Annotated in this window: 29 protein-coding genes and 1 tRNA gene; 8 read left to right on the top strand and 22 right to left on the bottom strand. The window is 51.9% G+C overall.

Features of this window, described 5'->3' with window-relative positions; all coding sequences use genetic code 11:
* Positions 1–21: 21 nt before the first annotated feature.
* Complete coding sequence (locus ABCO64_RS08245; protein WP_253459648.1) at positions 22–591, top strand: endonuclease dU; 570 nt, start codon at positions 22–24, stop codon at positions 589–591.
* Here ABCO64_RS08245 and ABCO64_RS08240 read toward each other — a convergent pair.
* From ABCO64_RS08240 to ABCO64_RS08210, 7 genes are all read right to left on the bottom strand, one after another.
* Positions 563–1,078 carry an archaellin/type IV pilin N-terminal domain-containing protein gene (locus ABCO64_RS08240; RefSeq protein ID WP_253459649.1) on the bottom strand — a complete coding sequence of 172 codons (516 nt, stop codon included), beginning with the start codon at positions 1,076–1,078 and terminating at the stop codon, positions 563–565. The genes ABCO64_RS08245 and ABCO64_RS08240 overlap by 29 nt on opposite strands.
* A 204-nt stretch (positions 1,079–1,282) precedes the next feature.
* Positions 1,283–1,630 (bottom strand): winged helix DNA-binding protein, encoded by a 348-nt coding sequence (locus ABCO64_RS08235; protein ID WP_253459651.1) that lies wholly within the window; start codon positions 1,628–1,630, stop codon positions 1,283–1,285.
* A 6-nt stretch (positions 1,631–1,636) separates the two neighbouring features.
* Positions 1,637–1,873: an LSM domain-containing protein gene (locus ABCO64_RS08230; RefSeq protein WP_253459653.1), complete on the bottom strand. Its 237-nt coding sequence runs from the start codon at positions 1,871–1,873 to the stop codon at positions 1,637–1,639.
* Between the two features lie 65 nt (positions 1,874–1,938).
* On the bottom strand, positions 1,939–2,886 hold the full coding sequence (locus ABCO64_RS08225; RefSeq protein WP_253459655.1) for a fructose 1,6-bisphosphatase: 948 nt from the start codon (positions 2,884–2,886) through the stop codon (positions 1,939–1,941).
* A 12-nt stretch (positions 2,887–2,898) separates the two neighbouring features.
* Positions 2,899–3,789: a class 1 fructose-bisphosphatase gene (locus ABCO64_RS08220; protein WP_292617061.1), complete on the bottom strand. Its 891-nt coding sequence runs from the start codon at positions 3,787–3,789 to the stop codon at positions 2,899–2,901.
* Between the two features lie 82 nt (positions 3,790–3,871).
* Positions 3,872–4,531: a TfuA-related McrA-glycine thioamidation protein gene (locus tag ABCO64_RS08215; protein WP_253459659.1), complete on the bottom strand. Its 660-nt coding sequence runs from the start codon at positions 4,529–4,531 to the stop codon at positions 3,872–3,874.
* Positions 4,488–5,705 (bottom strand): YcaO-related McrA-glycine thioamidation protein, encoded by a 1,218-nt coding sequence (locus ABCO64_RS08210; RefSeq protein ID WP_253459662.1) that lies wholly within the window; start codon positions 5,703–5,705, stop codon positions 4,488–4,490. Before ABCO64_RS08210 ends, ABCO64_RS08215 begins: the two co-directional genes overlap by 44 nt.
* 109 nt (positions 5,706–5,814) lie before the next feature.
* On the opposite strand from ABCO64_RS08210, the gene ABCO64_RS08205 reads away from it, so the two are divergent.
* The 3 genes from ABCO64_RS08205 (at position 5,815) to ABCO64_RS08195 (ending at position 8,398) form a co-directional block, all read left to right on the top strand.
* Positions 5,815–6,561 (top strand): heparan-alpha-glucosaminide N-acetyltransferase, encoded by a 747-nt coding sequence (locus ABCO64_RS08205; RefSeq protein WP_253459694.1) that lies wholly within the window; start codon positions 5,815–5,817, stop codon positions 6,559–6,561.
* Positions 6,562–6,661: 100 nt separating this feature from the next.
* The gene (locus tag ABCO64_RS08200; protein WP_253459698.1) at positions 6,662–8,161 is read left to right on the top strand and encodes a methanogenesis marker 14 protein; all 1,500 of its coding nucleotides are present in this window, start codon (positions 6,662–6,664) and stop codon (positions 8,159–8,161) included.
* A 3-nt stretch (positions 8,162–8,164) separates the two neighbouring features.
* On the top strand, positions 8,165–8,398 hold the full coding sequence (locus ABCO64_RS08195) for a hypothetical protein (RefSeq protein WP_253459700.1): 234 nt from the start codon (positions 8,165–8,167) through the stop codon (positions 8,396–8,398).
* A gap of 362 nt (positions 8,399–8,760) precedes the next feature.
* On the opposite strand, the gene argF is transcribed toward ABCO64_RS08195, so the two are convergent.
* From argF to ABCO64_RS08175, 4 genes are read right to left on the bottom strand one after another with little or no spacing between them, the layout of a single operon-like run.
* The gene (gene argF, locus ABCO64_RS08190; protein ID WP_253459703.1) at positions 8,761–9,681 is read right to left on the bottom strand and encodes an ornithine carbamoyltransferase; all 921 of its coding nucleotides are present in this window, start codon (positions 9,679–9,681) and stop codon (positions 8,761–8,763) included.
* Positions 9,678–10,970 carry a phosphoribosylamine--glycine ligase gene (gene purD / locus ABCO64_RS08185; protein WP_253459706.1) on the bottom strand — a complete coding sequence of 431 codons (1,293 nt, stop codon included), beginning with the start codon at positions 10,968–10,970 and terminating at the stop codon, positions 9,678–9,680. Before purD ends, argF begins: the two co-directional genes overlap by 4 nt.
* Before the next feature lie 27 nt (positions 10,971–10,997).
* Positions 10,998–11,510: an orotate phosphoribosyltransferase gene (pyrE, locus tag ABCO64_RS08180; RefSeq protein ID WP_253459709.1), complete on the bottom strand. Its 513-nt coding sequence runs from the start codon at positions 11,508–11,510 to the stop codon at positions 10,998–11,000.
* On the bottom strand, positions 11,504–12,004 hold the full coding sequence (locus ABCO64_RS08175; RefSeq protein WP_253459777.1) for a CDP-2,3-bis-(O-geranylgeranyl)-sn-glycerol synthase: 501 nt from the start codon (positions 12,002–12,004) through the stop codon (positions 11,504–11,506). Before ABCO64_RS08175 ends, pyrE begins: the two co-directional genes overlap by 7 nt.
* Before the next feature lie 136 nt (positions 12,005–12,140).
* On the opposite strand from ABCO64_RS08175, the gene tes reads away from it, so the two are divergent.
* Together tes and ABCO64_RS08165 are read left to right on the top strand one after the other, a co-directional pair.
* Positions 12,141–13,619 carry a tetraether lipid synthase Tes gene (tes, locus tag ABCO64_RS08170; RefSeq protein ID WP_253459712.1) on the top strand — a complete coding sequence of 493 codons (1,479 nt, stop codon included), beginning with the start codon at positions 12,141–12,143 and terminating at the stop codon, positions 13,617–13,619.
* An 18-nt stretch (positions 13,620–13,637) separates the two neighbouring features.
* A complete protein-coding gene (locus ABCO64_RS08165; protein WP_253459715.1) occupies positions 13,638–14,420 on the top strand; it encodes an ATP-grasp domain-containing protein in 783 nt (260 codons plus the stop codon).
* A gap of 87 nt (positions 14,421–14,507) precedes the next feature.
* On the opposite strand, the gene ABCO64_RS08160 is transcribed toward ABCO64_RS08165, so the two are convergent.
* The 8 genes from ABCO64_RS08160 to ABCO64_RS08125 form a co-directional block, all read right to left on the bottom strand.
* Positions 14,508–14,792: a UPF0058 family protein gene (locus ABCO64_RS08160; RefSeq protein ID WP_253459718.1), complete on the bottom strand. Its 285-nt coding sequence runs from the start codon at positions 14,790–14,792 to the stop codon at positions 14,508–14,510.
* A 77-nt stretch (positions 14,793–14,869) separates the two neighbouring features.
* Entirely contained in the window at positions 14,870–16,123 is a 1,254-nt protein-coding gene (gene dnaG, locus ABCO64_RS08155; protein ID WP_253459721.1) for a DNA primase DnaG, read from the bottom strand.
* Between the two features lie 120 nt (positions 16,124–16,243).
* Entirely contained in the window at positions 16,244–16,576 is a 333-nt protein-coding gene (locus ABCO64_RS08150; protein ID WP_253459724.1) for a DUF167 domain-containing protein, read from the bottom strand.
* Positions 16,563–16,721: a hypothetical protein gene (locus ABCO64_RS08145; protein ID WP_253459726.1), complete on the bottom strand. Its 159-nt coding sequence runs from the start codon at positions 16,719–16,721 to the stop codon at positions 16,563–16,565. The genes ABCO64_RS08150 and ABCO64_RS08145 overlap by 14 nt, the downstream gene beginning before the upstream one ends.
* A 42-nt stretch (positions 16,722–16,763) precedes the next feature.
* The gene (locus ABCO64_RS08140) at positions 16,764–18,026 is read right to left on the bottom strand and encodes an amidohydrolase family protein (RefSeq protein ID WP_253459729.1); all 1,263 of its coding nucleotides are present in this window, start codon (positions 18,024–18,026) and stop codon (positions 16,764–16,766) included.
* A complete protein-coding gene (hypE, locus tag ABCO64_RS08135; RefSeq protein ID WP_292617034.1) occupies positions 18,020–19,015 on the bottom strand; it encodes a hydrogenase expression/formation protein HypE in 996 nt (331 codons plus the stop codon). The genes ABCO64_RS08140 and hypE overlap by 7 nt, the downstream gene beginning before the upstream one ends.
* Positions 19,015–19,353 carry a hydrogenase maturation nickel metallochaperone HypA/HybF gene (locus ABCO64_RS08130; protein WP_253459735.1) on the bottom strand — a complete coding sequence of 113 codons (339 nt, stop codon included), beginning with the start codon at positions 19,351–19,353 and terminating at the stop codon, positions 19,015–19,017. Before ABCO64_RS08130 ends, hypE begins: the two co-directional genes overlap by 1 nt.
* A complete protein-coding gene (locus ABCO64_RS08125; protein ID WP_253459739.1) occupies positions 19,353–19,577 on the bottom strand; it encodes a HypC/HybG/HupF family hydrogenase formation chaperone in 225 nt (74 codons plus the stop codon). Before ABCO64_RS08125 ends, ABCO64_RS08130 begins: the two co-directional genes overlap by 1 nt.
* A gap of 255 nt (positions 19,578–19,832) precedes the next feature.
* Here ABCO64_RS08125 and ABCO64_RS08120 point away from each other — a divergent pair, with 255 nt between their 5' ends.
* On the top strand, positions 19,833–20,693 hold the full coding sequence (locus ABCO64_RS08120; RefSeq protein ID WP_253459742.1) for an ATP-binding response regulator: 861 nt from the start codon (positions 19,833–19,835) through the stop codon (positions 20,691–20,693).
* A gap of 78 nt (positions 20,694–20,771) precedes the next feature.
* Here the strand turns inward: ABCO64_RS08120 and ABCO64_RS08115 are convergent.
* Positions 20,772–20,854 (bottom strand) — tRNA-Ser (locus tag ABCO64_RS08115).
* A 33-nt stretch (positions 20,855–20,887) separates the two neighbouring features.
* Positions 20,888–21,991 (bottom strand): hypothetical protein, encoded by a 1,104-nt coding sequence (locus ABCO64_RS08110; RefSeq protein WP_253459745.1) that lies wholly within the window; start codon positions 21,989–21,991, stop codon positions 20,888–20,890.
* A gap of 20 nt (positions 21,992–22,011) precedes the next feature.
* Here ABCO64_RS08110 and ABCO64_RS08105 point away from each other — a divergent pair, with 20 nt between their 5' ends.
* A complete protein-coding gene (locus ABCO64_RS08105; RefSeq protein WP_343089320.1) occupies positions 22,012–23,007 on the top strand; it encodes an archaeosine biosynthesis radical SAM protein RaSEA in 996 nt (331 codons plus the stop codon).
* A 10-nt stretch (positions 23,008–23,017) separates the two neighbouring features.
* Here ABCO64_RS08105 and ABCO64_RS08100 read toward each other — a convergent pair whose 3' ends face one another.
* Entirely contained in the window at positions 23,018–24,244 is a 1,227-nt protein-coding gene (locus ABCO64_RS08100) for an ornithine cyclodeaminase, nickel-pincer nucleotide-dependent (RefSeq protein WP_253459748.1), read from the bottom strand.
* Positions 24,245–24,260 lie beyond the last annotated feature (16 nt).

Here is a 24,260-nt window from a genome sequence, read left to right as displayed (position 1 = left end):
TCCAATCTGATAAGTGCTTGTATGCACCTCGAGAAGCCGGGGATACGTATTCTTGGCATTGCTGAGAGCTGGACAGGGAGAGAGCGGTCAGTTCTTGCGGGCATCGTGATGCGGGGTGATCGGAGAATTGACGGGTGTGCCCTCTCAACTGTCACCGTCGGCGGAATGGATGCAACAGATGCGGTGATCAGACTTGTATCCTCACTGTCGCGGTCTGATATCAACCTGATTGTGATCTCAGGAGCTGCCATTGCATGGTACAATATCATCGATCCGGATACCATCCACGCTGCAACAGGCATACCGGTCATTCTTCTCACGTACGAAGAGTCCGGAGGACTGGAAGATGCGATCCAACGCCTCTTCCCGGGAGACGAGAAGAGGATGCAGGCGTACCTGGCGCTTGGAGAGAGGGATTGCGTACCTTTGCAGACCGGCTATTCCGTCTTTCTGAGGCGATCCGGCATCCCGCTTGAGACCGCCAGGCGGGCTCTTTGCAGGTTTACGCTGGATGGAAGAATACCAGAACCAGTCAGGGTAGCCAGGCTCGTTGCCCGATCTGTTATGCAGTCCTCTCAGACCGGGAAATGAGTGAGCCGCTCTCCCTATCATAGACATCCAGCCTGACTGAATCACCCGGCCGGAAGGTGCCGTCTGTCATATCAATGTAGACAAGCTCACCAGGATACCAGTAAAACCCGGTGGATCCGATCCCCCAGAGCCGCTGGACACCGATATGGTAAGTCGATATGAAACGGTGTGCATTCATGGTAAATATCAGGGCTCCGGTGTTCCTGTCATTGACAAAGATCTCGGCCCTGAGATCATCATTTCGAAAAACCGCCGTACCGGTATGGCGTATGGTAATCCTGCTGTCATAATTGAGCCTGCCTGTTTCACAATGGTGAATCAGCTCAGTGATGGCAAACACCTCAGGCTGCATACTGTTGCTTTCTCCCCACCAGAGAGGAATATGCAGCATGAGTAAGAGGAGAGCAGCGAGAATGAAGGTCAGGGCAACCAGGATCACAACTGCCTGAACCTGGGAGACGCCATCATCGGATTTGACTGGTTCCACCTCTAATGATGTTCATTCTGCGTATTTATGGCATTTCAAATGGATCAGTCTCTTCCAGGATATGCCAGAAAAAAAGTCATGATGCCTGCAGGCCGACCAGGCAGGCAGAAAGGGAAAGTTGACGTGTATTCCCATCTTTTTTAAGAGAAAAAGACAGGATGGGGGCTCTTAAAACCCAGCTCTCCAAACGTCGCTCTTCAAACGTCACTCTTCAAAGTCAGAGACGGCGAGCTCATACATCCAGTCAAGAAGGAGATCACAGGTCCAGACCACACACTCACGCTCGCAACCCACACACGGCACCAGGTGATCGCCGGCCATGAGAAGATCAGGATCGATCACCCTCTTTTTTGTGGATTTGAGGATAAAGGTCTTAATACCGTTTTTGCGGTATTCCTGCCGGTCAACCAGGCCGGAATCCACAAGCTTCTTTACAATCCTCGAGCATTTCCTGGAATCAACATCAAGGAGCTTCCATAGTTCACTCTGTAGAACACCTTCGCTCTTTGACTGTATCATCCGGAGTGCTTCATCGAACAGGTCACCAGTCATAGCTTCTCAGAGTACTGGCGCGATGCTCAGAATATTGTTCCCGCGAATGACAACAGAACCGAGATTCCTCTCATTTGCTTCCGGAGCAATCTCGGTAGCCTCTTCCATGTGGAGGTTCAGATATTCATCTACCGCGATCAGCCTTCCCTGAAATCTCCTCCCGTCATCCTTGATTTCTACAATAATTTTTGATTCAACAAGAGAATTTACCTTTTTTATCGGCAATACGATACTTGACACCATTATGAATACTATCGCATGATTGCCACATTAACCTTTGTGTATTGGTACCAGATGGCAGAACACCACTACAGAAAAGGAGCAAACGGTCCATGGGCTGCTGCATACCCGGCAAGCTCTGATCCGGTCTTCCGTATGGTATCAAGTGCAGGATCATCAAAGAGATCAGCCGGGCCAGTCAGGCGGCCTTCTGCAAGAGAGAACCCAATGCAGACGATGCGGGGAGGCCCACCCGATCGCGTTCCCTGCGCATCACAGAGCGGGGTGGGGATGAGAGGCATCATACCACGTTCGCCGTTTGTGGATCGAACCATATATGGGATGGTAAACGGCTCAATACACTCTCCAATGGTTGGGAAGATCCCGCCGGCACGGAGAAGAAGCCCGGCTGAACCAGCATCTGCAGGCAGGGTAACCGAAGCGGCAGCCTCCCCGTTTCTGGTTGTGACACCAGTGACACGGCAGCCAGCGGGATTTCGAATCGAGGCGAGCAGGCGATAGGTATCCTCCGGAAGAGCGTACGCACCCGCTCCACCGTTCTCATCAGTTTCAAAGCAAAACCCTTCCCTCAGCGTTTCATCAAGGACCAGTCTCGGGGTTGAGAAGGGATCCCCAAACATCCTGAAGAGGTGGAGGTTATAGAGATCCGGTGACGGCAGATCAGCAAGAAGAATGAGGATATCTTCCCGATCCCGCTCATTGAAAGAGAGGCTGCATTGCGAATACGAAATGGGTTCTGCTGCAACAACAAGCTTTTTTTTCAGAAGATACTCCCTGCAGGGCCCAATGACGCCATCAGCTATCAGAGCAGTCTCAGCTTCCTCGCGATGTGTGATCAAAAAAGCCACTGCTTCCCCGCACCGGAAGAGGTAGGAGTCAATAATTCCCCCACCCTCCTGCTTTTTGAGGATGCGCGAGCCAAGTTCAAGCATACCGGCGTGGGCACGGTGGCCTCCCGGATAGCCTCCTGATCGGAAGGTCACCAGCGTGCAGCATAGGAAGTCTGATCCAGCCATAATCCAACCTGCTCACTTCATTGCTTCCAGCCGCTCGATAAGCCCCCTGCTTCCTACATAGATAGGAGTCTTCTGGTGAACCTCTGTTGGCTGAATGTCTAAAATATCTGTTGAGCCGTCACTGATCCTGCCACCTGCCTGGGAAGCGAGAAAGCCAATCGGCTGGGCCTCAAAGAGGAGTCGGAGTTTTCCTTTTGGCTTCTCTACAATGCCAGGATATGCATACAGGCCTCCGTATTTCAGGACCTGGTGGAAGTCCGCGACAAATGATCCCGAATACCTGCATTTTCCGCCCTCATCTTCGATACCAGAGATGAATGCAGCATGCTTTTTCGTCCATTGCGGCCTCTCGCCACCTGAACCATAGAGGTTCCCCTCAGGCATCCGGATGCCATCCTCCATCAGGAGGTATCTCCCATCCGGAGCACGTGCAAATGTTGCTACACCTGATCCAATCGAGAGGGTGAGGGTTGTCATCGGCCCATAGAGGAGATAGAGCGCTGCTTTCATATCCCTGCCTTTCCTGAGGACAGGGCCGCTCTCATAGATCCCGACAATCGTTCCAACCGCCAGATTCACGGCAATCAGGGATGAGCCATCGAGTGGGTCCATGACAACCACATACCCATCAGGACTATCCGGACAGCACACCACGTCATCCTGTTCTTCAGACGCAATGCTGGAGACCAGCCCGGATTTGATAAATACATCGGTCAGATGGTTGTCAGACCAGGTATCAAGTTCTGTCTGGAGTTCTCCTGAGGTATTCAGGGATGCCGCATACCGCTGGTTCGAGAGGAAAGCCTCACGAATCGGTACAGCCTGTTCAGAAATCAGGCAGATGAGATGGGCCAGATCATCACTGCACCCTTTTGTCTGTAAATAATCCCTGATAGTAATCACAATAATCACCCACAATGGTAGTTATTCCCCTGAGGGGGTATTCATGCTTTCCCTGAAATACACCACTCCTCTTTCTCTGCAATCAGGATTCATCTTCACCTGCAGCCACAGCTGCAGAATCGGAGATATACCGGAGGGCAGCAATTGCATCACGTTGTTTCTGATCAATCAGGGACTCACCCTGAAGTGATGCAAGACGATCGCCAAGATCGCCTGAAACCTCCCCGATGATCCTGCTGAATGTCCTCTCTGGATAAAAAAGCGAGGATGCAATGCCGATACACTGGCGCTCCTCCTCTTCCGTGATCACCTTCGATCTCCGCGCATTCCTCAGCGTGCACCTGATATTGATAAGCGGATCAGATAACGGGGCAAATGTTTCCGGATCAAATATCAGAGCAACTTCGTCATCTGAGATGAGTCTTCCCTGCCTGTAGAGGGAGTAGATCAGACCGACACCTTCCATCCCGAGGGTGTCCAGTTCCGCTGCCCGGAGCGCACCCATGCTTGAGGCTCCGACCACCCGTACCCCTGAGTTCAATATTGAGAGGATCTCCCGGTGGCCGACTGCTGCATCCTGGTGGAAATACCCGTCAATAATACAGATAACAGAGACGCCGGATTTTGGGATCCGTTGAAGATCCCCCCTCCGGATGGGAGGAAGAAACACCGCATCCGGGCAGATGGCTTCTGCCTCGCTATGCGGCAGGCTTGGACCGAGATAGACGATTGCGCCGCGCATTCCTGCACCGTTCTCCTGAGCGTTCCTGATCCATTGCAAAGACTTCAAGGCCCGGAACCACCACCCTGACAACCGGGACACCGATATCGGGCCTGGTCAGATCAGTGACTATCACCCGCTCATACCCTGCAGAGACGAGGGTGTCACAGACATGCCTGATATCAGTGAGGAGATCATCACTTGGTTCTGTCGGCAGTTCGGCAAACGGGATAGTGCCATTCTCCCGGAACCAGTAGCCATTGAACCGTTTGGTCCGTTCGTACCCAATCTGCCGCCGCATGTCTGCAACAACCGTATCCTCACGTGCACCATGTATCTGTGTCAGGCGGCTCTGCGCAACCTCGGTGATGGAACGGAGTATTGCAATCTCCGGGGTGGTATGGGTCCCCATGCCGGTGACAAGCAGGGATGGATCACAGAGAACGGTATCATCTGCCACTGCCGCGCATGTCGGAATCCCAAGATCGCTTGTGATATCCCGCAGAATGAGATCTATCCCGGTCTGTGAGAAGCGATCCACGAGATCTGAGCTGATCGGATCTGTTATATCAGTGATACGCTTCCCGGTATACCGCGTCGCCTCGACAATAGACCATGCATCGCGCTCAATCACCTCCATCAGCCCATGGAAGATCGCCTCCTCAAGCGTATTGCCCGAGGCGATGCCGTTTGTATTGGTCCGGAAGAGCGGCTCATATCCTGGTGGCAGGGGATGACAGACCGCATGGGCTGGGAGAAGAACAGGCTCATTCCCTGCGATGTCATAGCCCTCTACCCATGGGATTTGGGCATCAGGATCAGCACCCGCAGGCAGGATGAGATCAGCTGGATCAATTGCCGGGAGGTCACCTGGAAGCATGGAATAGCGTGAGACAATCTCCGGATCCTGGTGCATCTCAGCAGAACACCGCTCAATCCCCTCCATGATAGCTGAAACCCTGGCAGCAACCGGTGTCGCGCCCTTCCCATTATATACAGAGATTGCCCCTCCTGCTGCTGTCGGGCGGATACAGGAGTAGACCGGGATGCCCAGGCGATCAAGCCCGGTGATATCCGCAACCCGTGTTATCCCGGTCTGAGGAAGCAGGGGCTCGATCCGGTCAAGCGTTGACTCAGGCGCTACTGCCCGGTGCGTCTCTATCATGTACCCTTTTGGGCAGGATTTCAACTGCATGGAACTCGCTATACAACATCTCTTTCCAGATCATTACTATTTTTCCCTTCAGGTACTGCATACACCCGGGCAGACCATTATACGATACCGGATCAGAGATCTCAGCAGGATGGAGATGACACCTGGAGCGGAGCGCTCCATTACTCTTGATGCCTGCCGCGGAGCAGCAATCTGTGCGATGGTTGCCTACCACTTCATCTTTGATCTTGTCTACTTTGGAATCATCGAAGCCGATCCCTCCTTCAGATATATCGCATACCCGATAGCTGGCTCATTCATCGCAATTGCAGGGATATCGCTTCACCTGAAATCAGAATCGCTCAGGAGACAGGAGAGAACGGGATGGCAGTTTATACAGCCGTTTCTCAGAAGGGGATTCCAGCTCCTTGCAATCGGGTTTGGGATCACATGTGTCACCTGGATCTACCCGCATGAAGGATTCATCATCTGGGGTATTCTCCATGCATTAGGGGCAGCAACAATCCTCGGGATCCCCTTCCTCCGATATCAGAAGCTGATTATGCCTGTTGCGATCCTGATCATTGCAACCTGGCTTCTCTTCTTCCCGCTCTACGGCCCGGACTACCTGCTGCCGCTTGGGATCCATGAACCAGGCTTTCTGTCCCTTGACTACATCCCGCTGATCCCCTGGTTCCCGGTCTTTCTCCTCGGAATAGCTGCAGGAAGCTATTTTTTCCAGAAGAAGACAGAAAAAGAGCGCCAGATGCAAACAGGTGATCACCATATGCTCCTGACGCTCCTCGCTGTCCCTGGCCGCCACTCCCTTGCCATCTATCTCATCCACCAGCCGGTCATCATCGGGCTTTTACTTCTCCTGGGCAGCATAACGCTATAGGCTGACAAAGGAAGGGGAGAATGCCGCAGGAGAGGTGAAGAGAGGCATGCCACAGGGTAAAACAGAAAGGTATATTGTCATCCCTTGAGTATCGATCAGTATGTGCGCCGGTTTTTTGAAGCGGTTCTTTCCAGTGAAACCTCATATCGTCTACAGCCCACCCCCTCCGTCAATAACACACGTTGCCGGCATGCAGATGCCTGAGTATAAGAACAAACCCTATTTCATTGTGGCATCTGTTGAGATGGGCAATACCACCACAAAATGTATCCTCACCGGAACAAGTCTTGAGACCGGGACATGTTATGTCATTAACAAAACAGTGAGCATGAGCCGGGATGTCCGTCAGCCCAAACCGGGCGAGGAGATCTTTGGCGCCACACTGGACGGCACAAAGCTTACCCGCGAATCTGTCACAGAGCTGGTCAGGGACACGCTCCTCCAGTGCCATCGTGACGTCAAACTGAGCGTGAAGGATGACCTTGATTTTGTGGTTCGGAGCACAGGTGTTGTCGCCGCGATGGAGTCTCCGGATCAGATCGGCGATTTCATCATCGCACTTGCAAACGGCTGCCTTGAGGCGGGTGTCCCTCCCAGGAAAATGACCCCGCCGATGTCAGTTGACAATCTACCTCCCAAGCTGAGAGAGCACAGTTTTGCAGATCGCCTGGTCTTCACCGGCGCTGTCGCGGGCGTTGTCCCACCAGTTGGCAGTACCGGTATTGAGATGGTTGCAAATGAGATGGAAGGGGAGCTTGCGATGGCCGGTATCAAGGAAGGGGCAAAGTGGACACCGGTTGATTTTCGAAACCCCTGCATCTCGCTTGACTTTGGAACCACCCTTGACGGCCGGATCACAAGCGATGTATCCAGAGATGCAGAAAACCCGTTTGCAAAAACCATTGGAAATTTCTGCGGCCTTGCCGGTGCGATACCCGATGCGATCATCAGGGGAACCGGACTTGTTGAGGGGAGAACGGGAACCGCACTTGACGTCTTTGGGGAAGACAACTCCGGCGGAGGATTATCGCTTGGAATAAACAAAAAAGCCGTGCAGGAATATGTCGACCGCTGCCATGAAGAGATTGATATCAGGATAGTGCCCCGGGATCGGAGGCGGTTTGGACGGGTTCCGGTATATGCCGATGTTGCAGAGGAGTCAGGTGTTGCACTGGTTGGATGTGACTGTGGTGTGGACGGGGATGGAATCGACAACCTCAAAAGCCTTGGTGCGGAGATGTATAGGAAATACAGGTTATCCTTTGTAACCGAGGTAGTTGACCGGGTCTGCGCAGGTATGGCTCTGCGGATGATCGACGTCTGCATCGAGAACGATCTGGTACCTGAAAACTCGTCGATTGGATTTACCGGTCGTGCTGTCATATCCGGGAGAAAACCCGGGTACATCCTGGAAGGGATCGAAGAACGCCGGATCTACACCAACCCGGTCGATCACCTCGTCTTCGTCGATGACGGTCTCGCACGCGGAGCTGCGTTGATGGGGAGATGTATGAACTCCCTTGGAAAACCAAAAAATCCTCTCGGAGGTGTCAGGGGAGGCCCATGCATCATGGCGAAAAGGATAAAAATCGGGAGATAAACAATGGAAGAAGAAGAAGAATTATTTGATCTGGTCATTCCACCGGGAGTACCGCGTACAATCATCCGCGACATTCTGGAAACCTTTGATGTGGAGCTTGTTCCCCACCGCAGCCGACTCTATTTTGCGAATATGGAAGGTGATGAACGGGATCTGCTGGCATTCCGGGGAAAGATGGAAGAGGTACAGCGTGTTGAAGCCTTCATGTTTGAAGAGATGAAGAAGTTCATCAACTGATTAACTCTTTTTTGCCTCCTCGCGATTTTATGTGGGTAGTTTGAAGCAGGTGCGGCGCGGGTATCGGGGGGCGGGGTCAGGCGAAGGGAGCTGGATGACAGAGATGATAAACCCTTGCTCATCAGAGCAACCTGAAAGGCGATTCCAAAGGAATCGGGCGTTTATCTGCTCTGGCAGCCCCCGAAGCATTCCCGCCCCTCCCGCGCTAGCATCTGCGGCAACCCGGTACAACCTCCCTTGCGAAGCATTTGTGGACGGGGACGGGGCGGTTGGGGAAAAACGCCTCAGCGCACAGATCCTACTGATGAGGCAAACACCAGATAACCGGATGATGACTCGTCCCTATTTAAAACCCATACAAATCAGCGTATTTCGAGCCTCTTTTTTTCAAGCAGAGAGAGGAGCAGCGCCTTCTGTGCATGGAGCCTGTTCTCTGCCTGATCCCAGACAGCACTCTTTGGCCCGTCAATCACCTCATCGGTAATCTCACATCCCCTGTGGGCAGGGAGGCAATGGAGAACGATTGCACCCGGGCTGGCATGCTTCAGGAGATCCAGATCAATCCGGTACGGCTCAAATGCCGCAAGCCTTGTATCCTCCTCATCTTCCTGCCCCATCGAGATCCATGTATCAGTATAGAGAGCATCCGCACCGGCTGCTGCTGCTTCAGGCGTATCATGGAAGCTGACAGATCCGGACTCTTGTGCCCGGGCAACACAGGCTGCATCAGGTTCATATCCGGGAGGAACTGCCAGAGAGACGTGCATACCTGTTGGGATTGTGGAGAGGATTAAGGAGTTGCAGACATTATTACCATCCCCTATCCAGGCGATGCGACGTCCGGAGAGGGATCCAAACCGTTCCTTCAGGGTCATCAGGTCAGCCAGGATCTGGCATGGATGCTCGGTATCTGATAGTCCGTTAATCACCGGAATCGTTGAGGCGCGGGAAAAAGCTTCTATTGACGAATGGTTGTGTGCCCGTATCATCACCGCTGAAAGGTACCGGGAGAGAACGCGCGCAGTATCTGCTATCGCCTCACCCCTGTCAAGCTGCATATCCCGGGGATTGAGATAGAGAGCATATCCTCCGAGTTCATACATCCCGACATCAAATGAGATACGCGTCCGTGTCGAGGATTTCTCAAAGATCATGCCAAGGGTTTTACCCGCCAGGTGCCGGTGTGCTACACCCTGCCTGCGCTCTTCTTTTACCTGGATTGCTGTTTGCAGGATCATATCGATCTCACCGGCAGTGAGATCAAGGATGGAGAGGACGTTCATCGTAGTTCCTTCATATGAGCTATCCGGCGACTGAGAAGTGACTCAGTCCCGATATCCTGCCTGTACCTGACATTTCCCCGGACAGTCGATGCAGCGGTTTCAGCGGATTGTTCAGCATCAGCAAGGCTGTCACCAATACCAACAAAGGCAAGGGCCCGGGATGAGCGCGTATACAAAGCTCCATCCCTCTCCTCGACATTGGCATAGTAGAGGAGCGCATCATGCGTATCCGGCAGTGTAATTCGATCCCCTGCCTGCGGTGAATCCGGATAGCCGGCTGGCACGATATACTTGCAGACCGTTGCCTTCTTTTCAAACACAACATCCTGCCGCCTCAGTGTACCTTCTGCAATACGAATTGCAATCTCTGAGAAGTCTGAGCTGAGAATGGAGAGGACATTCATTGCTTCAGGATCGCCGAAGCGGGCATTGAACTCGATCACTTTCGGGCCGCGGACGGTATTCATGAACTGCCCATACAGCACTCCTTTGAAGACCGCACCACCTGAATCGAGTGCTGAAACAACATCATGCATAATCCTGAGCGCATCTGCATAATCAGTCTCTCTAACAAATGGAAGAGTGTGATTCTCAAGACTATATGATCCCATGCCACCGGTGTTTGGACCCAAATCACCCACATAGGCCCGTTTATGGTCCTGGACAACAGGCATCGGGATGAGTGATCGCCCATCAACAAAACACATAAGCGTGAACTCTTCACCGATTAGACGCTCTTCGATGACGATTCCACCCTGTAGTTCATGTACATATGCTATTGCGGCTTCCTGATCCAGATGCTCGCCCATCACCCTGACACCTTTGCCGCCGGTCAGTCCAGCCGGCTTGATGACGAGATCCTCCTCATGCGATGAGATGAACCCGGCCGCATCGGCAGGATCATCAAATATCCGATAATCGGGGAGGCCATCCACCTGGTACTCCTTCATCAGCCTCCTGCAGAAGGCTTTGTCAGTCTCTATCCGTGCGGCTGCCACCGTCGGGCCGAGACAGCCGATATCCTGCTCCAGAAGGGCGTCAACAACGCCTGCCTGCAGCGGAGCTTCAGGGCCGATCACGGCATAGTCGATTTCGTGCTTCTTTGCAAATGAGACGATTTGTTCGCAGTCAGTCTCGTCTGTAAGGATATAATCCTGGCAAAGCGCTGTGATTCCGGGATTCTTACCGGACATCGCAGCAAAGAGGACGGTTTCCGGATTACAGGATAATGCCCTCGCCAGTGCATGTTCCCGTCCGCCCCCACCTACAACCAGACAATGCATGGTCATGTATGTACCACCCTCTCGTATATACTCTCACGTATTCATGAGTTCGCTGACCCGCGTGAGTGGAAGAAGGGCAACCCCATGCCGGGCAAGAAGCGATTCGGCACCCTGCTCCCGATCAACGATTGTAACAACACGATCAATGACAGCTCCAGCCTTTCTCAGCTCTTCCACACCATAGATTGCAGACCCCCCCGACGTGGTCACATCCTCGATGAGAAGAACCCGTTTGCCTTTGACATCGCCTATGACCCGCGCAGCCTTTCCATGATCCCGGTCGGTGGCCCGGATGATTGCATAGGGTTTATTGGAAGCAAGCGATACTGAAACTGCCAGGGGAACGCCACCGACTGCAACACCGGCAATAACATCGAATTCGAACCTCTCCGCAACAGCCCTGCCAAGTGCAGAGAGAAGCGCAGGCTCTGTCACTGAATGCTTAATATCCACATAATAGGTGCTTTTCTGGCCTGATGCCAGGGTAAAGTCACCAAATTCAATTGCACGATGCCGGATCAGCATCTGCGCTATATCATCTACCATGGTACCTCCTTAATGCCAAGTATATACCCAATAATGTTTACTCCGCGGTGCAGAAGCGGGGTGATCACAAGAATTGCCAGGATGATCGGAAATGTCATCGTGCTTATGAACCAGACCGGGTATACAAGCAGAAGCGCGATGAATGCACCCAGAACGAGATCGTACTGGTCGGCAAGCGGCCATGCCTCGCCCCTCCCGATGCCACGGCGCCGTTTTATAAAGCTCTTCCCGAGATCGCCCAGTAGCGCGCCGGATGCCAGAAGTGTGACTGAGAGCAGGGTATGTTCCGGCAGGATTGTCAGGTTCAGCCACGAATATGCCAGGATCTGGAGAAGGCCTATCAGAAGACCAGAGCCAATCCCAATGACAAGCCCCCGGATGGTTTTTCCATCTCCAAATATCCTTTCCCCATCTTTTAAGACCCTGCCGCCGTCTATCGGCCTGCCTCCACCGGTTGCTGCTGCGACCGGGTTTGGGAGATATGCAGGAAGCATAATCCAGAGGGCCGAGAGGAGCGTTATGAATAAAAAGTCGAAACCTATACCATCCATCTCTCCAATAGGTATGGTGTAAGGTTTAAAAATAGTGTATCACATACAACAATGAAAGTTATTGATCGGTGAACCTGAGATGATACTGCGTAAAACAAAGAGCATCTGCCCCATCTGCAATTCCGTAACTGATGCCGATCTCACCGAGGAAGAGAACCGGATCTATATCAGTCGTACATGTCCGGATCATGGTCAGTTTAAAGCCCTCTACTGGTCAGATGCAGCGATGTTCAGACGGTTCGATGCTTATAATGCCATCGGAAAAGGCGTTGACAACTCAATGACACCGGAAGAGAGGAGGGGGTGCCCGTCAGACTGCGGACTCTGCGATCAGCATACATCCGGAACCCTCCTTGCAAACCTGGATGTGACAAACAGGTGCAACCTCAACTGTGAGTTCTGTTTTGCAAATGCCAGAGCCTGCGGGTTTGTATACGAACCAACCTTTGCACAGATTGAAGAGATGTTTACAACCCTCCGCTCAGAAAAGCCCATCCCCCCACCGGCAATCCAGCTCTCAGGCGGCGAACCAACAATGAGAGAGGATCTGCCAGCAATTGTCAGGCGGGCAAAGGAAGTGGGTTTCAAACTGGTGCAGGTTGCAACAAACGGCATCAGGCTTGCTCAGGATGAAACGCTCGCAGGAAAACTCAAAATTGCCGGGGTATCGACAATCTACCTGCATTTTGACGGAGTGACAAAAGAGACAAATCCACTCCTTGAAATAAACAAAAAAGCCATAGAGAACTGCCGCAGGGACCGTGTCGGAATGGTACTTGTACCAACCATAATCCGCGGGAAAAACGATCATGAAGCAGGTGCAATCATCAGGTTTGCAGCTGACAATATCGATGTTATCAGGGGAGTGAACTTCCAGCCGGTAGCTTTTACGGGAGCAGCCAGCCATGATGAAATCGATGCAGAACGAATCACCATACCCGATCTCCTGCATGGTATCGAGGATCAGACTGCAGGCATCCTGAAATCAGATGATTTCTACCCGATCCCCTGTGTCGGACCAATCATTGATCTTGTTGAGTCATATACCGGGAAACCCCAGATACAGTTTACCGCCCACCCGCACTGCGGCGCTGCAACCTACATTTTTGTCACAGAGAAAGGACTTGTCCCGGTAAACCGACTCGTTGATGTGGAACAGTTCTTCAGATCGATAGATTCTGTTGCAACCGGGCTCAGGAAGGGTGGAACACTCAATAAATACAGGACTCTGCTTGAAGGAGTCAACAATCTCAGGAATACCCTGAAACAGAATAATGCATATAAAATCGATTTCCACGGACTGATCGCAAACGCACTCATCCACCAGAATTTTGATGCGCTCCGCGAATTCCACTGGAATGCACTGTTTGTTGGAACAATGCACTTCATGGATAATTATAACTATGATCTTGACCGGGTGCGGAGATGCTGCATCCACTATGCCACTCCGGATGGGCGCATTATACCCTTCTGCGCATACAACAGTGGAAACATCTGGCGTGAAGAGGTCTGGAAGAAGCATGCGCTCACAACAGATAGTGAGCAGGCAGCAGACTGAAAAAGAGGTCAATACAGTATGATCCGGATCATTCCAAAACCCACTGATACGCCTGATGACAATTCCACGCTGATGGTGATGAGAGCGCTTGAGCAGAAGGGTGCAGAATATTCAGTCCTGGAGCTCTCCACGCTGAATCCCTTTGATATGAAACTTGAAAATGATCTGATCTGGGTCTGCGGGATACGTCAGGATGGAATTGAGTTTGAGCTGCTCAAGGCATTGTCCCTCAAAAACAGGCTGGTTAATACACCCGAGGCGATAGTAACCTGTGCCAGCAAGACACTGACCTCTGCACTCCTTGTGCATCATGGCGTACCAACACCAGAGACCCTGTTTACCGGCTCCCGGAGTGAGGTCGATCTCTTCCTCAAAAAACACCAGAAAGCTGTGTATAAACCAGTCTATGGATTTGACGGCGAAGGAATCTTTCTCTTTTCAGATGTACAGGATCTGGCCGGGCCGCCATACTATGTCCAGGAATATATCAGAAACGACCGTGATTTCCGTATCTTTGTCATCGGGAACAAGGCAGTCGGAGCGATCTATCGCCAGTCTCCCCACCTGACCCATAACATTCACCAGGGTGGGATCGGCACGCCTGTTGAGATCGATCCTGCCATGCGACGGATAGCAGAGGATGCAGCACGGGCGATTGGAATAGACTATTGTGGTGTTGATCTGCTCAAAACAGATGACGGATACACGGTGCTTGAAGTAAACGGCACACCAAACTGGCACTGCATGTCAGCACCAATCCCTGATCTGCTTGCAGACTATCTCATCAGTGAATCTTCGTAGAAAATGAGCAGGTGAAGAGGCAATTGACTGCCCGGGAAACCCTGCCTGCAAGAAACGGGGGAAAACGTTCTGTTGTTTAAAAAAAGCTCATTGTGTGCATTCAATCTCTTTCAGGGTCTTCTCAGCAAGCTCCTTCATTCTTGACGATATTCTCCCTGAAGAAGCAAACTCTACATCCTTCATCGCGTTTGCAAGTTCGGTTGCAAGAATAAAAATCGCATATTTATGTTCAAGTTTGCTTTTATGGACCTGAGAGGGGTTGATCTTCAACGCATGATACTGGGGAAATGTGATCTCTGATCCCCGATCCTCAAAATAATCCTTAATGTCTGCCAACCTCTGATGAAGTGCGATCAACTCATCTTTATGCATATACCATCACCGGCAAGTACGATGGTGAGTTCAGGGAATAAAAGGATATGGATTAAAAAAGAAAGGTTTATTAACGACTACATATTCACCATGCGCAGATCTGTTGGCCGTTTTACGATCTTTGAAAAATCACGTGCAGCAATAAATTCAAGCCCCTTATCTGAGCAGTGATCAAGAATCTTCTGATCCACACCCATATCGATGATGACACCGGCACTCTCAGATCCAAGCTCATCAAGGAGGCTTATAAACTCCTCGGGAGGAAAGTCGCGTATTGTCTGGAGATCAGGTGAAAGAAACCGTCCCTGCCCGCTACCACGGAGAGCCTTCAGGTGCTTTCCAAGCGCGGTATCAGCACCATTGTCGCCAATTGACTCAACAGGAGGGATATCAAAAGAGTCTGCTTTCATTCCATCATCACCCTCCCCGTTCTCATATGGTTCAGGAAGAATTGAAGCGGGAGCTGGTTCAGGAACAGGCGACTGACCGGTTTTCTGGAGCTCTTTCTCAAATTGATCGCGCACATACTCGACCGGAACTTTGTTCCTGAGCGCTTTGACGATCTCTTTTCTGCTGAGATCCTCCACACTCTTTCCCCGTGGAGGATACGCAACAAAATCCACATCAGCTATCTGAAGGATTTCACGCAGGATAAGCTCCCCCCCGCGATCACCGTCAAGAAAGACCGTGGTAGTCTTCTTTTCACAGAGGCCGATGATGATTCCGGGGACATTGGTCCCCTCAACAGCAACGCTGTTTTTGATCCCATACCGAAGCAGGTTGAGCACATCAGCCCTCCCTTCAACGATGATGATCGCATCTGATTCTTCGACATTTGGACCTGCCGGTATCCGCTCTTCCCCAATTGTCCTGACCTTCTCTATCCGGATCGATTCACGCACTTCATCAAGAAGATTGGATGAATCGATACTATCCTCCTCAAAGACATCAAGAAGGAGTTCCTTTGCCCGCTCAATGATCTTCTTCCGTTTGGCAACCCGGATATCCTCTATACACTCCACATTGACATGGGCAACACAGGGACCAACCCGGTCGATCGTCTCAAGAGAAGCTGCCAGAATAGCAGTCTCTGCACGGTCCAGTGAAGATGATATGAAGATCTCACCGGTTGTTTCGCCGCGCCTGCTTATGATCTGGACATCAATTCGTCCAACCCTTCCAGTCCTCTGGAGATCACGGAGATCAAGATCTTCGCCGAGCAACCCTTCTGTCTGGCCAAAAATGGCACCGACTACATCGGGTTTTTCGACCACCCCCTCGGTCTCGAGATGAATATGAATAAGATACTTCGTTGTATCTGGTGAATACATGGAAACGCACCCCCATCGATCATGCAATGCATACTACGCCTGATCATAGGTAAACCTATATAGAGAGTTTCGATTATTTAAATAAACCCATGAATACAATTGCCTGAAAAAAGCAGATTATCAGGTTATATCGGAATTATCAGGTGCAAACCCGAGGAGTGGTAAAACATCATCCAGATCGGTTCCGGTGATCCCAATTGTTTTTCGCCGTGCCTGATGGCCGGATACAATTCTGACCATTGATCGGGGGATGCCCAGCACATCGGCTACAAGGGATATGACCATGGCATTGGCACGCCCACCGGCAGGGGGTGCGGTAACAGAGATGCCTATCGTGTTCCGCCATGCATTATAGCCTGTTGGGAATTTCTGCATCCGGGATCCGGGGATCACCTCAACTGCGATCTCAATCCCATCTGCGGTTTGGCTGATTGCATCTTTAAAGGAAGGCATGTATTGGGAAACAGAATGTCGCCCGGTGATAACTGATACCGGTCACAGGTGGCTTTTGCCGTCCCTCCCATATCAAACCCTTCACCGGGCGGTGCCTGTCGCGCTGACGGGTTGTCCCGTGGCTCATCTCAATGACATACGTCATATGGATCACCCGGGGACCTATGAAAGCGCATGTATTGGCACGTTAGTCTATATGTTGTAGACCATGATAACCCCTTCCCGGAACCCATCTGCCGGATGTGCCGGTAAATTCACCGCCGGAATACGATACCGCTCCTTCCTGGATGACAAGGGTTGGAAAAACACCAGGCATCCCCTCATATGGTGTCCATCCGCAGCGTGAGTGGAGCAGCTCACCCTCAATTGTTTCTGGTTTCATTGCATAGAGAGCAAAGTCAGCACGAGTATCCCTAGTAAACCCGGCAGGTTGTATCCCAAGTATCCTGCAGGGACTGATCGCAGTCTTCTCAATAACAGATGCAAGCGAAAGCCTTTTTTCTGCCACCTCATTCATCAGGAGCGGGAGCATCGTCTCAACACCGGGGAGGCCGGATGGGGCATCGGCAAAAGGAACTGCCTTATCAGAGATGGTATGGGGGGCATGATCTGATGCGATGACATCGATCTGATCCCATGCGGCATAGAGCCTGCGCCTGATTGATTCGGGACGGAGCGGCGGGTTGACACGGGCATGTGTATCATCAGGTGAAAAACGCTCAATTGAGAGGAAGAGATGGTGCGGGGTAACTTCTTTTGAGCCCGGAGCAGATGCAAGCGAGTCAGGAGAGCTGAGATGGCAGATATGCGGTTTCATACCCGGGGGAAGGCAGTCCGAAATAGCGTCCAGTGATCGCACCTCGCCATCCGGGGATCGGATCCGGTGATGGGCGCCAAGTGTCTCTGGAATCCCTTCCAAAACCTCTTCTGCGTGAATGGTTGCGAGCCCGCCAAGTGAATTGATCGCAAAGAGGGCATCGCGCAGCTGGTGATCGGTCAGTGCCTCTCCATAACTTGATGGTGCGGCAAAAATCTCCCCAAATGCGAGTGCGCCTGCCCTGAAGAGAGCATGCAGATCAGCACCCGGCGAGACCCCGCCATTTATACCAAACGAGCAGAGTGACCCGGCTTTTGCCTCAAGAATCCGGTCGTGATAGAGAGTCTCTGTCAGAAGCGGCGGGATCGTATTTGGTTGATCCACAACCATCGTGACACCGCCTGCCAGTGCTGCCATGGTACCTGTTCGCCAGGTCTCCTTGGCAGACTGGCTGCCTCCGCGCATATGAACATGCATGTCACAGGCTGCAGGGATACAGAGGAGACCGCGGCAGTCAATCTCCTCTGAAGCTGCTCCAGCAGATCCGATATGCGTGAGCTTCCCCTCAGAAAACGAAAGATCTGCCACCCTTCCATCCGGGAGCGTGGTGTTTTTGAGGACGAGATCTAACATACCCTTGGCACCGGATCTCCAAGCGGCGGTTCGATAAACCGCTCGCCGCCGATTGAGGTCTGCATCACCACACGGGAACCTGAGACAACCTCCCCGATGATGGCTGCGTTTCGACCAAGAGGATGAGTCCGGATGGCTGAGAGGATGGCATCTGCATCATCTGCTGAAACTCCCATCACGACTTTCCCCTCGTTTGCAACCATCAGGGGATCGATCCCAAGGATCTCGCCTGCGGATCTGATACTTGTTGCAACCGGCACCTGCTCTTCTTCAAGAATGATACCAAGCCCACTTTTTTTTGCCATCTCATTGATTGCAGCGGCAAATCCGCCACGTGTCGGATCTTTCATCGCATGGACATCGCCTGCATTCAGTGCGAGATCGACAATTGGCCAGATTGGTGCACAATCAGATCTCAGTGTCTCCCCGAGATCGAAGCCCTCCCGGAATGAGAGGAGTGAGATCCCATGATCACCAAGTGTTCCCGAGACGATGATTGCATCCCCTTCCTGCAGTCCGGAATCGCGGATGGGCCGGTCACAGATCCCGATGCCTGAAGTATTGATGATGATCCCGTCAAGTGAACCCCGTTCAACAACCTTGGTATCTCCAGTCACGATGCTTGTCTTCGCCTCGCCAAGTGCCTCATCCATTGAACAGACGATCCTCTCGAGATCCGCAATTGGGAAACCCTCTTCAATCACCATGGCAGATGAAAGGGCAATGGTGCGTGCACCCATCACCGAGAGATCATTGACTGTTCCGCAAACAGATATCCTCCCGATATCCCCTCCAGGAAAAAAGAGCGGCCGTACAACATGAGAATCAGTCGTAAACACAATATACCGATCATCAAACGGGATAGCCGCCCCGTCATCCAGGCTCTCTAGCCCGATTCCGCCAGCATTGGTATGGGAAAAAGCAGTGAGGGTGCGGAGGAGTTCGCCCATCACCTCTCCACCGGCACCATGCATCAGATTAACGTTCATTATTCACCAGAATCTATCTCTATGTTCTTTACGACTATCTCTTTTCCAGAGACAAGCGACGGGAGCTTTCCACAATCCGGGCAGACATAAATCTCAGTTCCGGCATACCCGCATGAACAGGTTGTGCTGGGGGGCTCTGTCTCACAGACAAGCGTCGCACCGCTCATGATCTCATCATCTTCTGCTATGGCAGAAAAGAGAAATGAGACCTGCTCGGGATTGACCATGGCCAGTTCCCCAAATGTCACATTGATTGTATGTACTGCTGTTGCATTATGATCAAGGGCAGTTCTTCGGGCTGTTGCGTAAATATCGTATGCTATGCTATATTCATGCATCAGGATCCCATGGCCTCATAGACCTGCCGGAACAGCTCGCGGGTCTCAAGCCCTTCTTCACGGGAAAGTCGCTGTATGGCAAATCCAACATGGACAAGGACGAATTCCCCGACTTTTACATCAACGAGATCGAGCCTGACTTCATGCTGGAGATCACCAAAGTCGACAAGACCGATGTTGCCGTCTCTGATCTCAATTACCTCTGCAGGTACTGCGATACACATGAATCATTCCTCAGGATCTTTTTAGGCATCCTGATCTGATAAAGAGTACGAATGGTGCCTGGGTGCCTGGCTTCATCCGGACACCCCTCCAAAGTGGGAGACGATAGCCCAATTTCTGAGAGAAGATGCAGAAGCTGCTCTCTGGTTTTTGAGAGAGACCATATCCGGAGTTTCCCGGCTACGCTTCCGCAAGAACCCGGTATATTATATATAACCTGCAGATCACTACTATCATTTACGTGGAGGAACAGGCAGATGGCAGAACCCCGGGTATGGATTGTAGAGGATGAATCGATCGTTGCCATGGACTTACAGAGACGCCTGCAGTCACGAGGCTATAGCGTCCTGGGCATCTCGAGCTACGCTGAAGAGGCAATTGAAAAGATACGGCAGCACAAACCCGATATCATTATTATGGATATCGTGCTGAAAGGTGAGATGGACGGCATCACCGCTTCAGGCATCATTAAGGAAGAGATGGGGATTCCGATCGTCTATCTGACCGCATATGCTGACAGGAGCACCATTGATCGGGCAAAACTGACCGAGCCATATGGATATATCCTGAAGCCGTTTGAAGAGCCGAATGTGATCAGTGTCATTGAGATCGCGCTTCATAAAGCCGCAATGGAGAAGAAAATCCGTGAAAGTGATCGCTGGATCCAGACGATGATCAATAGCATTGGAGAGGGAATCATCGCAACCGACACTGCGGGGCGGGTGAAATTCATGAACCCGGTTGCAGAAGAGCTGACCGGGGTTGCCGCAGAAGAGGCGATCATGCAGCCGGCTTCACGGATTCTTGCAATAGAGTCAGAGGATACCAGCACTGAAGCTGCCGATCCTATAGAGAATGCACTTTTGACCGAGGATACGATAACATCTGAAGATAAGCTTGTTCTTGTGGCAAAAGATGGAACAAGACGATATGTGGAGTACACTGCCGCCCGAATCCATGACGATGAGGATACAATCTATGGGGCGGTGCTTGCCATCCGCGATATCAGCGAACGGGTGAGGATCGAGGAGTTTATCCGCCGGGTTGTCCCGGGGAGACGGGAGACGCCCTTAATTGACCTGCTCAAGGCAGAAGAAGAGACGAAGGCGAACCGGTAAGCAAACAACAGAACTACTTCACTTTTTTATTCCATGACCAAAAGGATCCAGAATATCTGTTTTGAAAAGAATTCAGAGCGCCGGGGGGGAGATTTGAACTCCCGAGGTGAGACACCAGTGGCTTTCAAGGCCACCGCCTTTCCGGACTAGACTACCCCGGCCCTTCTATGTATTGGTTCTGGACAAATAAGAGATTATGGGCGGGATGCCCGAAATCCGATCAATACAGCCAGTGCAAGAAGAGGGAGGAGCACGGGCGCGGGAGATTCTTCAGCAGGAGTATGTTCAGGCGGCCGGAGTTCCGGGAACCGATCTGCCGGGGCGGTGCTGGAGGTTAATGAGACGACGTTCTGCCCATAGAGATGGAATCTTCCCTCGTCTGTACCATCCGGATATGCCCGCACATAGACCCGTCCACCACTCCCGGTGAATGTCACCCGCTCGGCTTTGTCTGATCCAGCCTCATGAACAACATGCAATGTACCTGATTCATCGATATACTCAAGCACCCAGTCTATACCCACCGAGGTGCTGAGGGTAACAGGACCCGTTCCCGTCTGGACAACAAAATGCGCAGGGCTATCACGCGACGCATACGCGGATGCGGACTTGACCGCCTCTGATGGCGGCGATATGGGAGTTGGGACTGGTGTTTTCTCTTCATGGAATACGTTAAATGTGACGATCCCTATAGTCCCTCTTCTATCAGCGATGGTGGCAGTATATGTGCCGGCCCGGTCAATCTGCACCGACTGGTAGAAGCGGCCCATGGGATCGGTTGCGATATAGCGCGGGCCGAAGTAGTTGCCTGACGGGCCAGTAACTGTCAGTTCAACACCGGCAGCCCCGTGTTCATCAATCATCCCGTTAACCGAGAGCCAGCCATCATACTCCTGCTGCAGAGGAGAGAGCATCCTGAGAAAGAGGGATCTGTCCACGAGGCTGAGCTCAAACCAGTTTCTCATACCACCGAGTGGATAATCCGGCGAACTATGTACCTCAAACCGGTATCTTCCCTCTTGCAGGCCGAGCGTCTCAAACTGGTGACTGAAATACCCTTCATCCTGAACAACCATCTGTGCGGTATAATGATAGCGTGAAGGACCGGTGACCCGCAGAGTCATGGTGATACCAGAAGGGATGTTTGGCGATCTCGCCTCGATCAGAAGCGGATCACCAACATTCCCTGTCAGGCTCCCCGTATCCCGTGGTGCTCCCAGGAACTGGAACGAGTACGCTTCTGCTGTGGCCACAGAGAAGAAGAAGAGCAGTAGTACTATCAGTGCGACCTTTTTCATGATCGAGATATCATCAGTATATGGTTTTAATGGTATCCCGGGCAGTTGAAAAACCCCTCGCCGCATGGATGGGGAAGGACAGAATTGGAAGCGACATTGGAAAAAGCCTGACTATCATCCTGAAATCAGGCGGTTGCCGCTATAACCGGTGCAGGATGTGCGGGTACCGGTTTGAACGATACCATGCCATAGACAAGGATGAGCTCACACGGAAGATGCTTGCCCAGGTACAATGGGTTGAGGAGGAGTATCGATCTGAAGAGTACGATATTGTAAAAATCTTCACATCCGGCAGTTTCTTTGACAGCGTTGAGGTGCCCTCAGCAGTTCGGGACCGTCTTGGAAGCCTGATGAAAGGAAAGATTGTTATCGCCGAAACCCGTCCGGAGTATGTCACCAGCGATGAGATCAGCAGGTTCTCTGATCTCATTGATACAGGAGATCACCAGATGCCGCTCTATGTCGCAATGGGGCTGGAGACGTCAGATGACCGGATACGTGAGAAGTCTATTGAGAAAGGCTTCTCTTTTGCAGACTTTATCAGGGCATCCACTGTTGCACATGACCATGGTGTTGGCGTCAAGTCCTACCTGATGATGAAACCGCTCTTCCTCACCGAACAGGAGGCAGTCAACGACATGAAGAGATCTATTGCAGATTGCGCGCCCTATAGCGACCTCATTTCAATGAATCTCTGTACTGTTCAGAAGAGAACTGAACTTGAGTATTACTGGAAGAGAGGGGCATACCGCCCCCCGTACCTCTGGAGCGCACTTATGGTTCTCCTCCAGTCTGATGAACGGGTCAGCTGCGATCCCGTCGGTGGCGGTTTTATACGCGGGCCGCATAATTGCGGAACCTGTGATTATGATATCAAAAAAGCACTTGACGACTATTCCCTTAGCTTTGACCGGCGTCTTCTGCAGCAGGTCTTTGAAAAAGAATGCAGGTGCAGGGAGGAGTGGGAATATGTCCTTCTGCATGAAAAGCCCTGGTGTATGCCACTCACCCGGTAGCCCGTCCCGCCTATTCCCGACTCTGGTTCAGTGCCCTGTGGAGGGCAGGAATAAAGGATCCAGCATCTGAAACCACACCAATCGCCTGGGTTGTACCCCGATCCATCAGTTTTGTCACTGATGCGGGATTGATATCGACACAGATCGTCTTCACATAGGACGGGAGGCTGTTGCCGACAGCAACGGAATGGAGAAGGGTGCCGATCATGAGCACCATTCCGCATTCACCGATATGCTCCCTCATCGCGTCCTGCGCCTGTACCACATCGGTGATCACATCAGGCAGGGGCCCGTCGTCCCGGATTGAGCCGGCAAGCACATACGGAATCCCTGACCGGACACATTCATACATGATGCCGCCAGTGATGATGCCATGCTCAACCGCTTCTGGTATCGATCCGGCACGCATCACTTCACTTATCGCATAAATATGGTGTTTATGGCCTCCCGTGATGAGATCCCCTGTCTTGAGATCCATGCCAAGTGACGTGCCAAAGAGGTTATATTCGATATCATGGGTGGCAAGGGCGTTGCCACTGAAGAGTACGTCAATATATCCTTCACGGATCAGGGCTGCAAGAGCCTCGCCTGCTCCCGTATGAACAATGGCAGGGCCTCCGACAAGTGCAACCTTCAGGCCCTTCTCCTTCACCTTGAGAAGCTCATCTGCGATCTTTTTGACAATGGTTTCACTGGGGCGCTCTGATGAAACCTGGCCATGCATGAACTCAAACATACCGGTTTCGCGCGGGCGCTCCGGGTAGACGACCCTGACACCTTTCTCCCCGATAACAACACAGTCGCCTCTCCGCAGTTTTGAGAGGGGCGTGCAGAATGCCCGCTGTGTTGCTGGATCTACAACAAGAATGCAGTCCATCTCGATATTCTCAACAGGGATCCATTCATCATTATACCAGAGAGAGGTCGGATGATTGGTCGTTGAGTAAAACCCCTTTGGAACCACACGATCGGCTTCTGCTGCCACAAGCCGTATGGTGTCTGCCTCAATCAGCCGTGCACCATAGCGGTGCAGTTCACTGGCGATCTGGTCAAGTTTCTCCTCGGTTGCTGCTGAGATCTCCAGACGGGCATAACTGGTATCAGCTTTTCTTTTCCCAACTTCAAAGGTAATAATCTCAAAATCCCCGCCCATATCCATAACACGGTCAAATACCCGTGTCATGATGCCGGAGTCAATGATATGGCCCTCGAGCTCCATCTCCCGCAAATGGTCCATACCTAACTATTCAGCA

Origin of the sequence: Methanocalculus natronophilus (assembly GCF_038751955.1) — an archaeon.
Lineage (GTDB): Archaea > Halobacteriota > Methanomicrobia > Methanomicrobiales > Methanocorpusculaceae > Methanocalculus > Methanocalculus natronophilus.
Note: the sequence above shows the minus strand (reverse complement) of the source record. Positions and strands in the feature narration are given on the sequence as shown.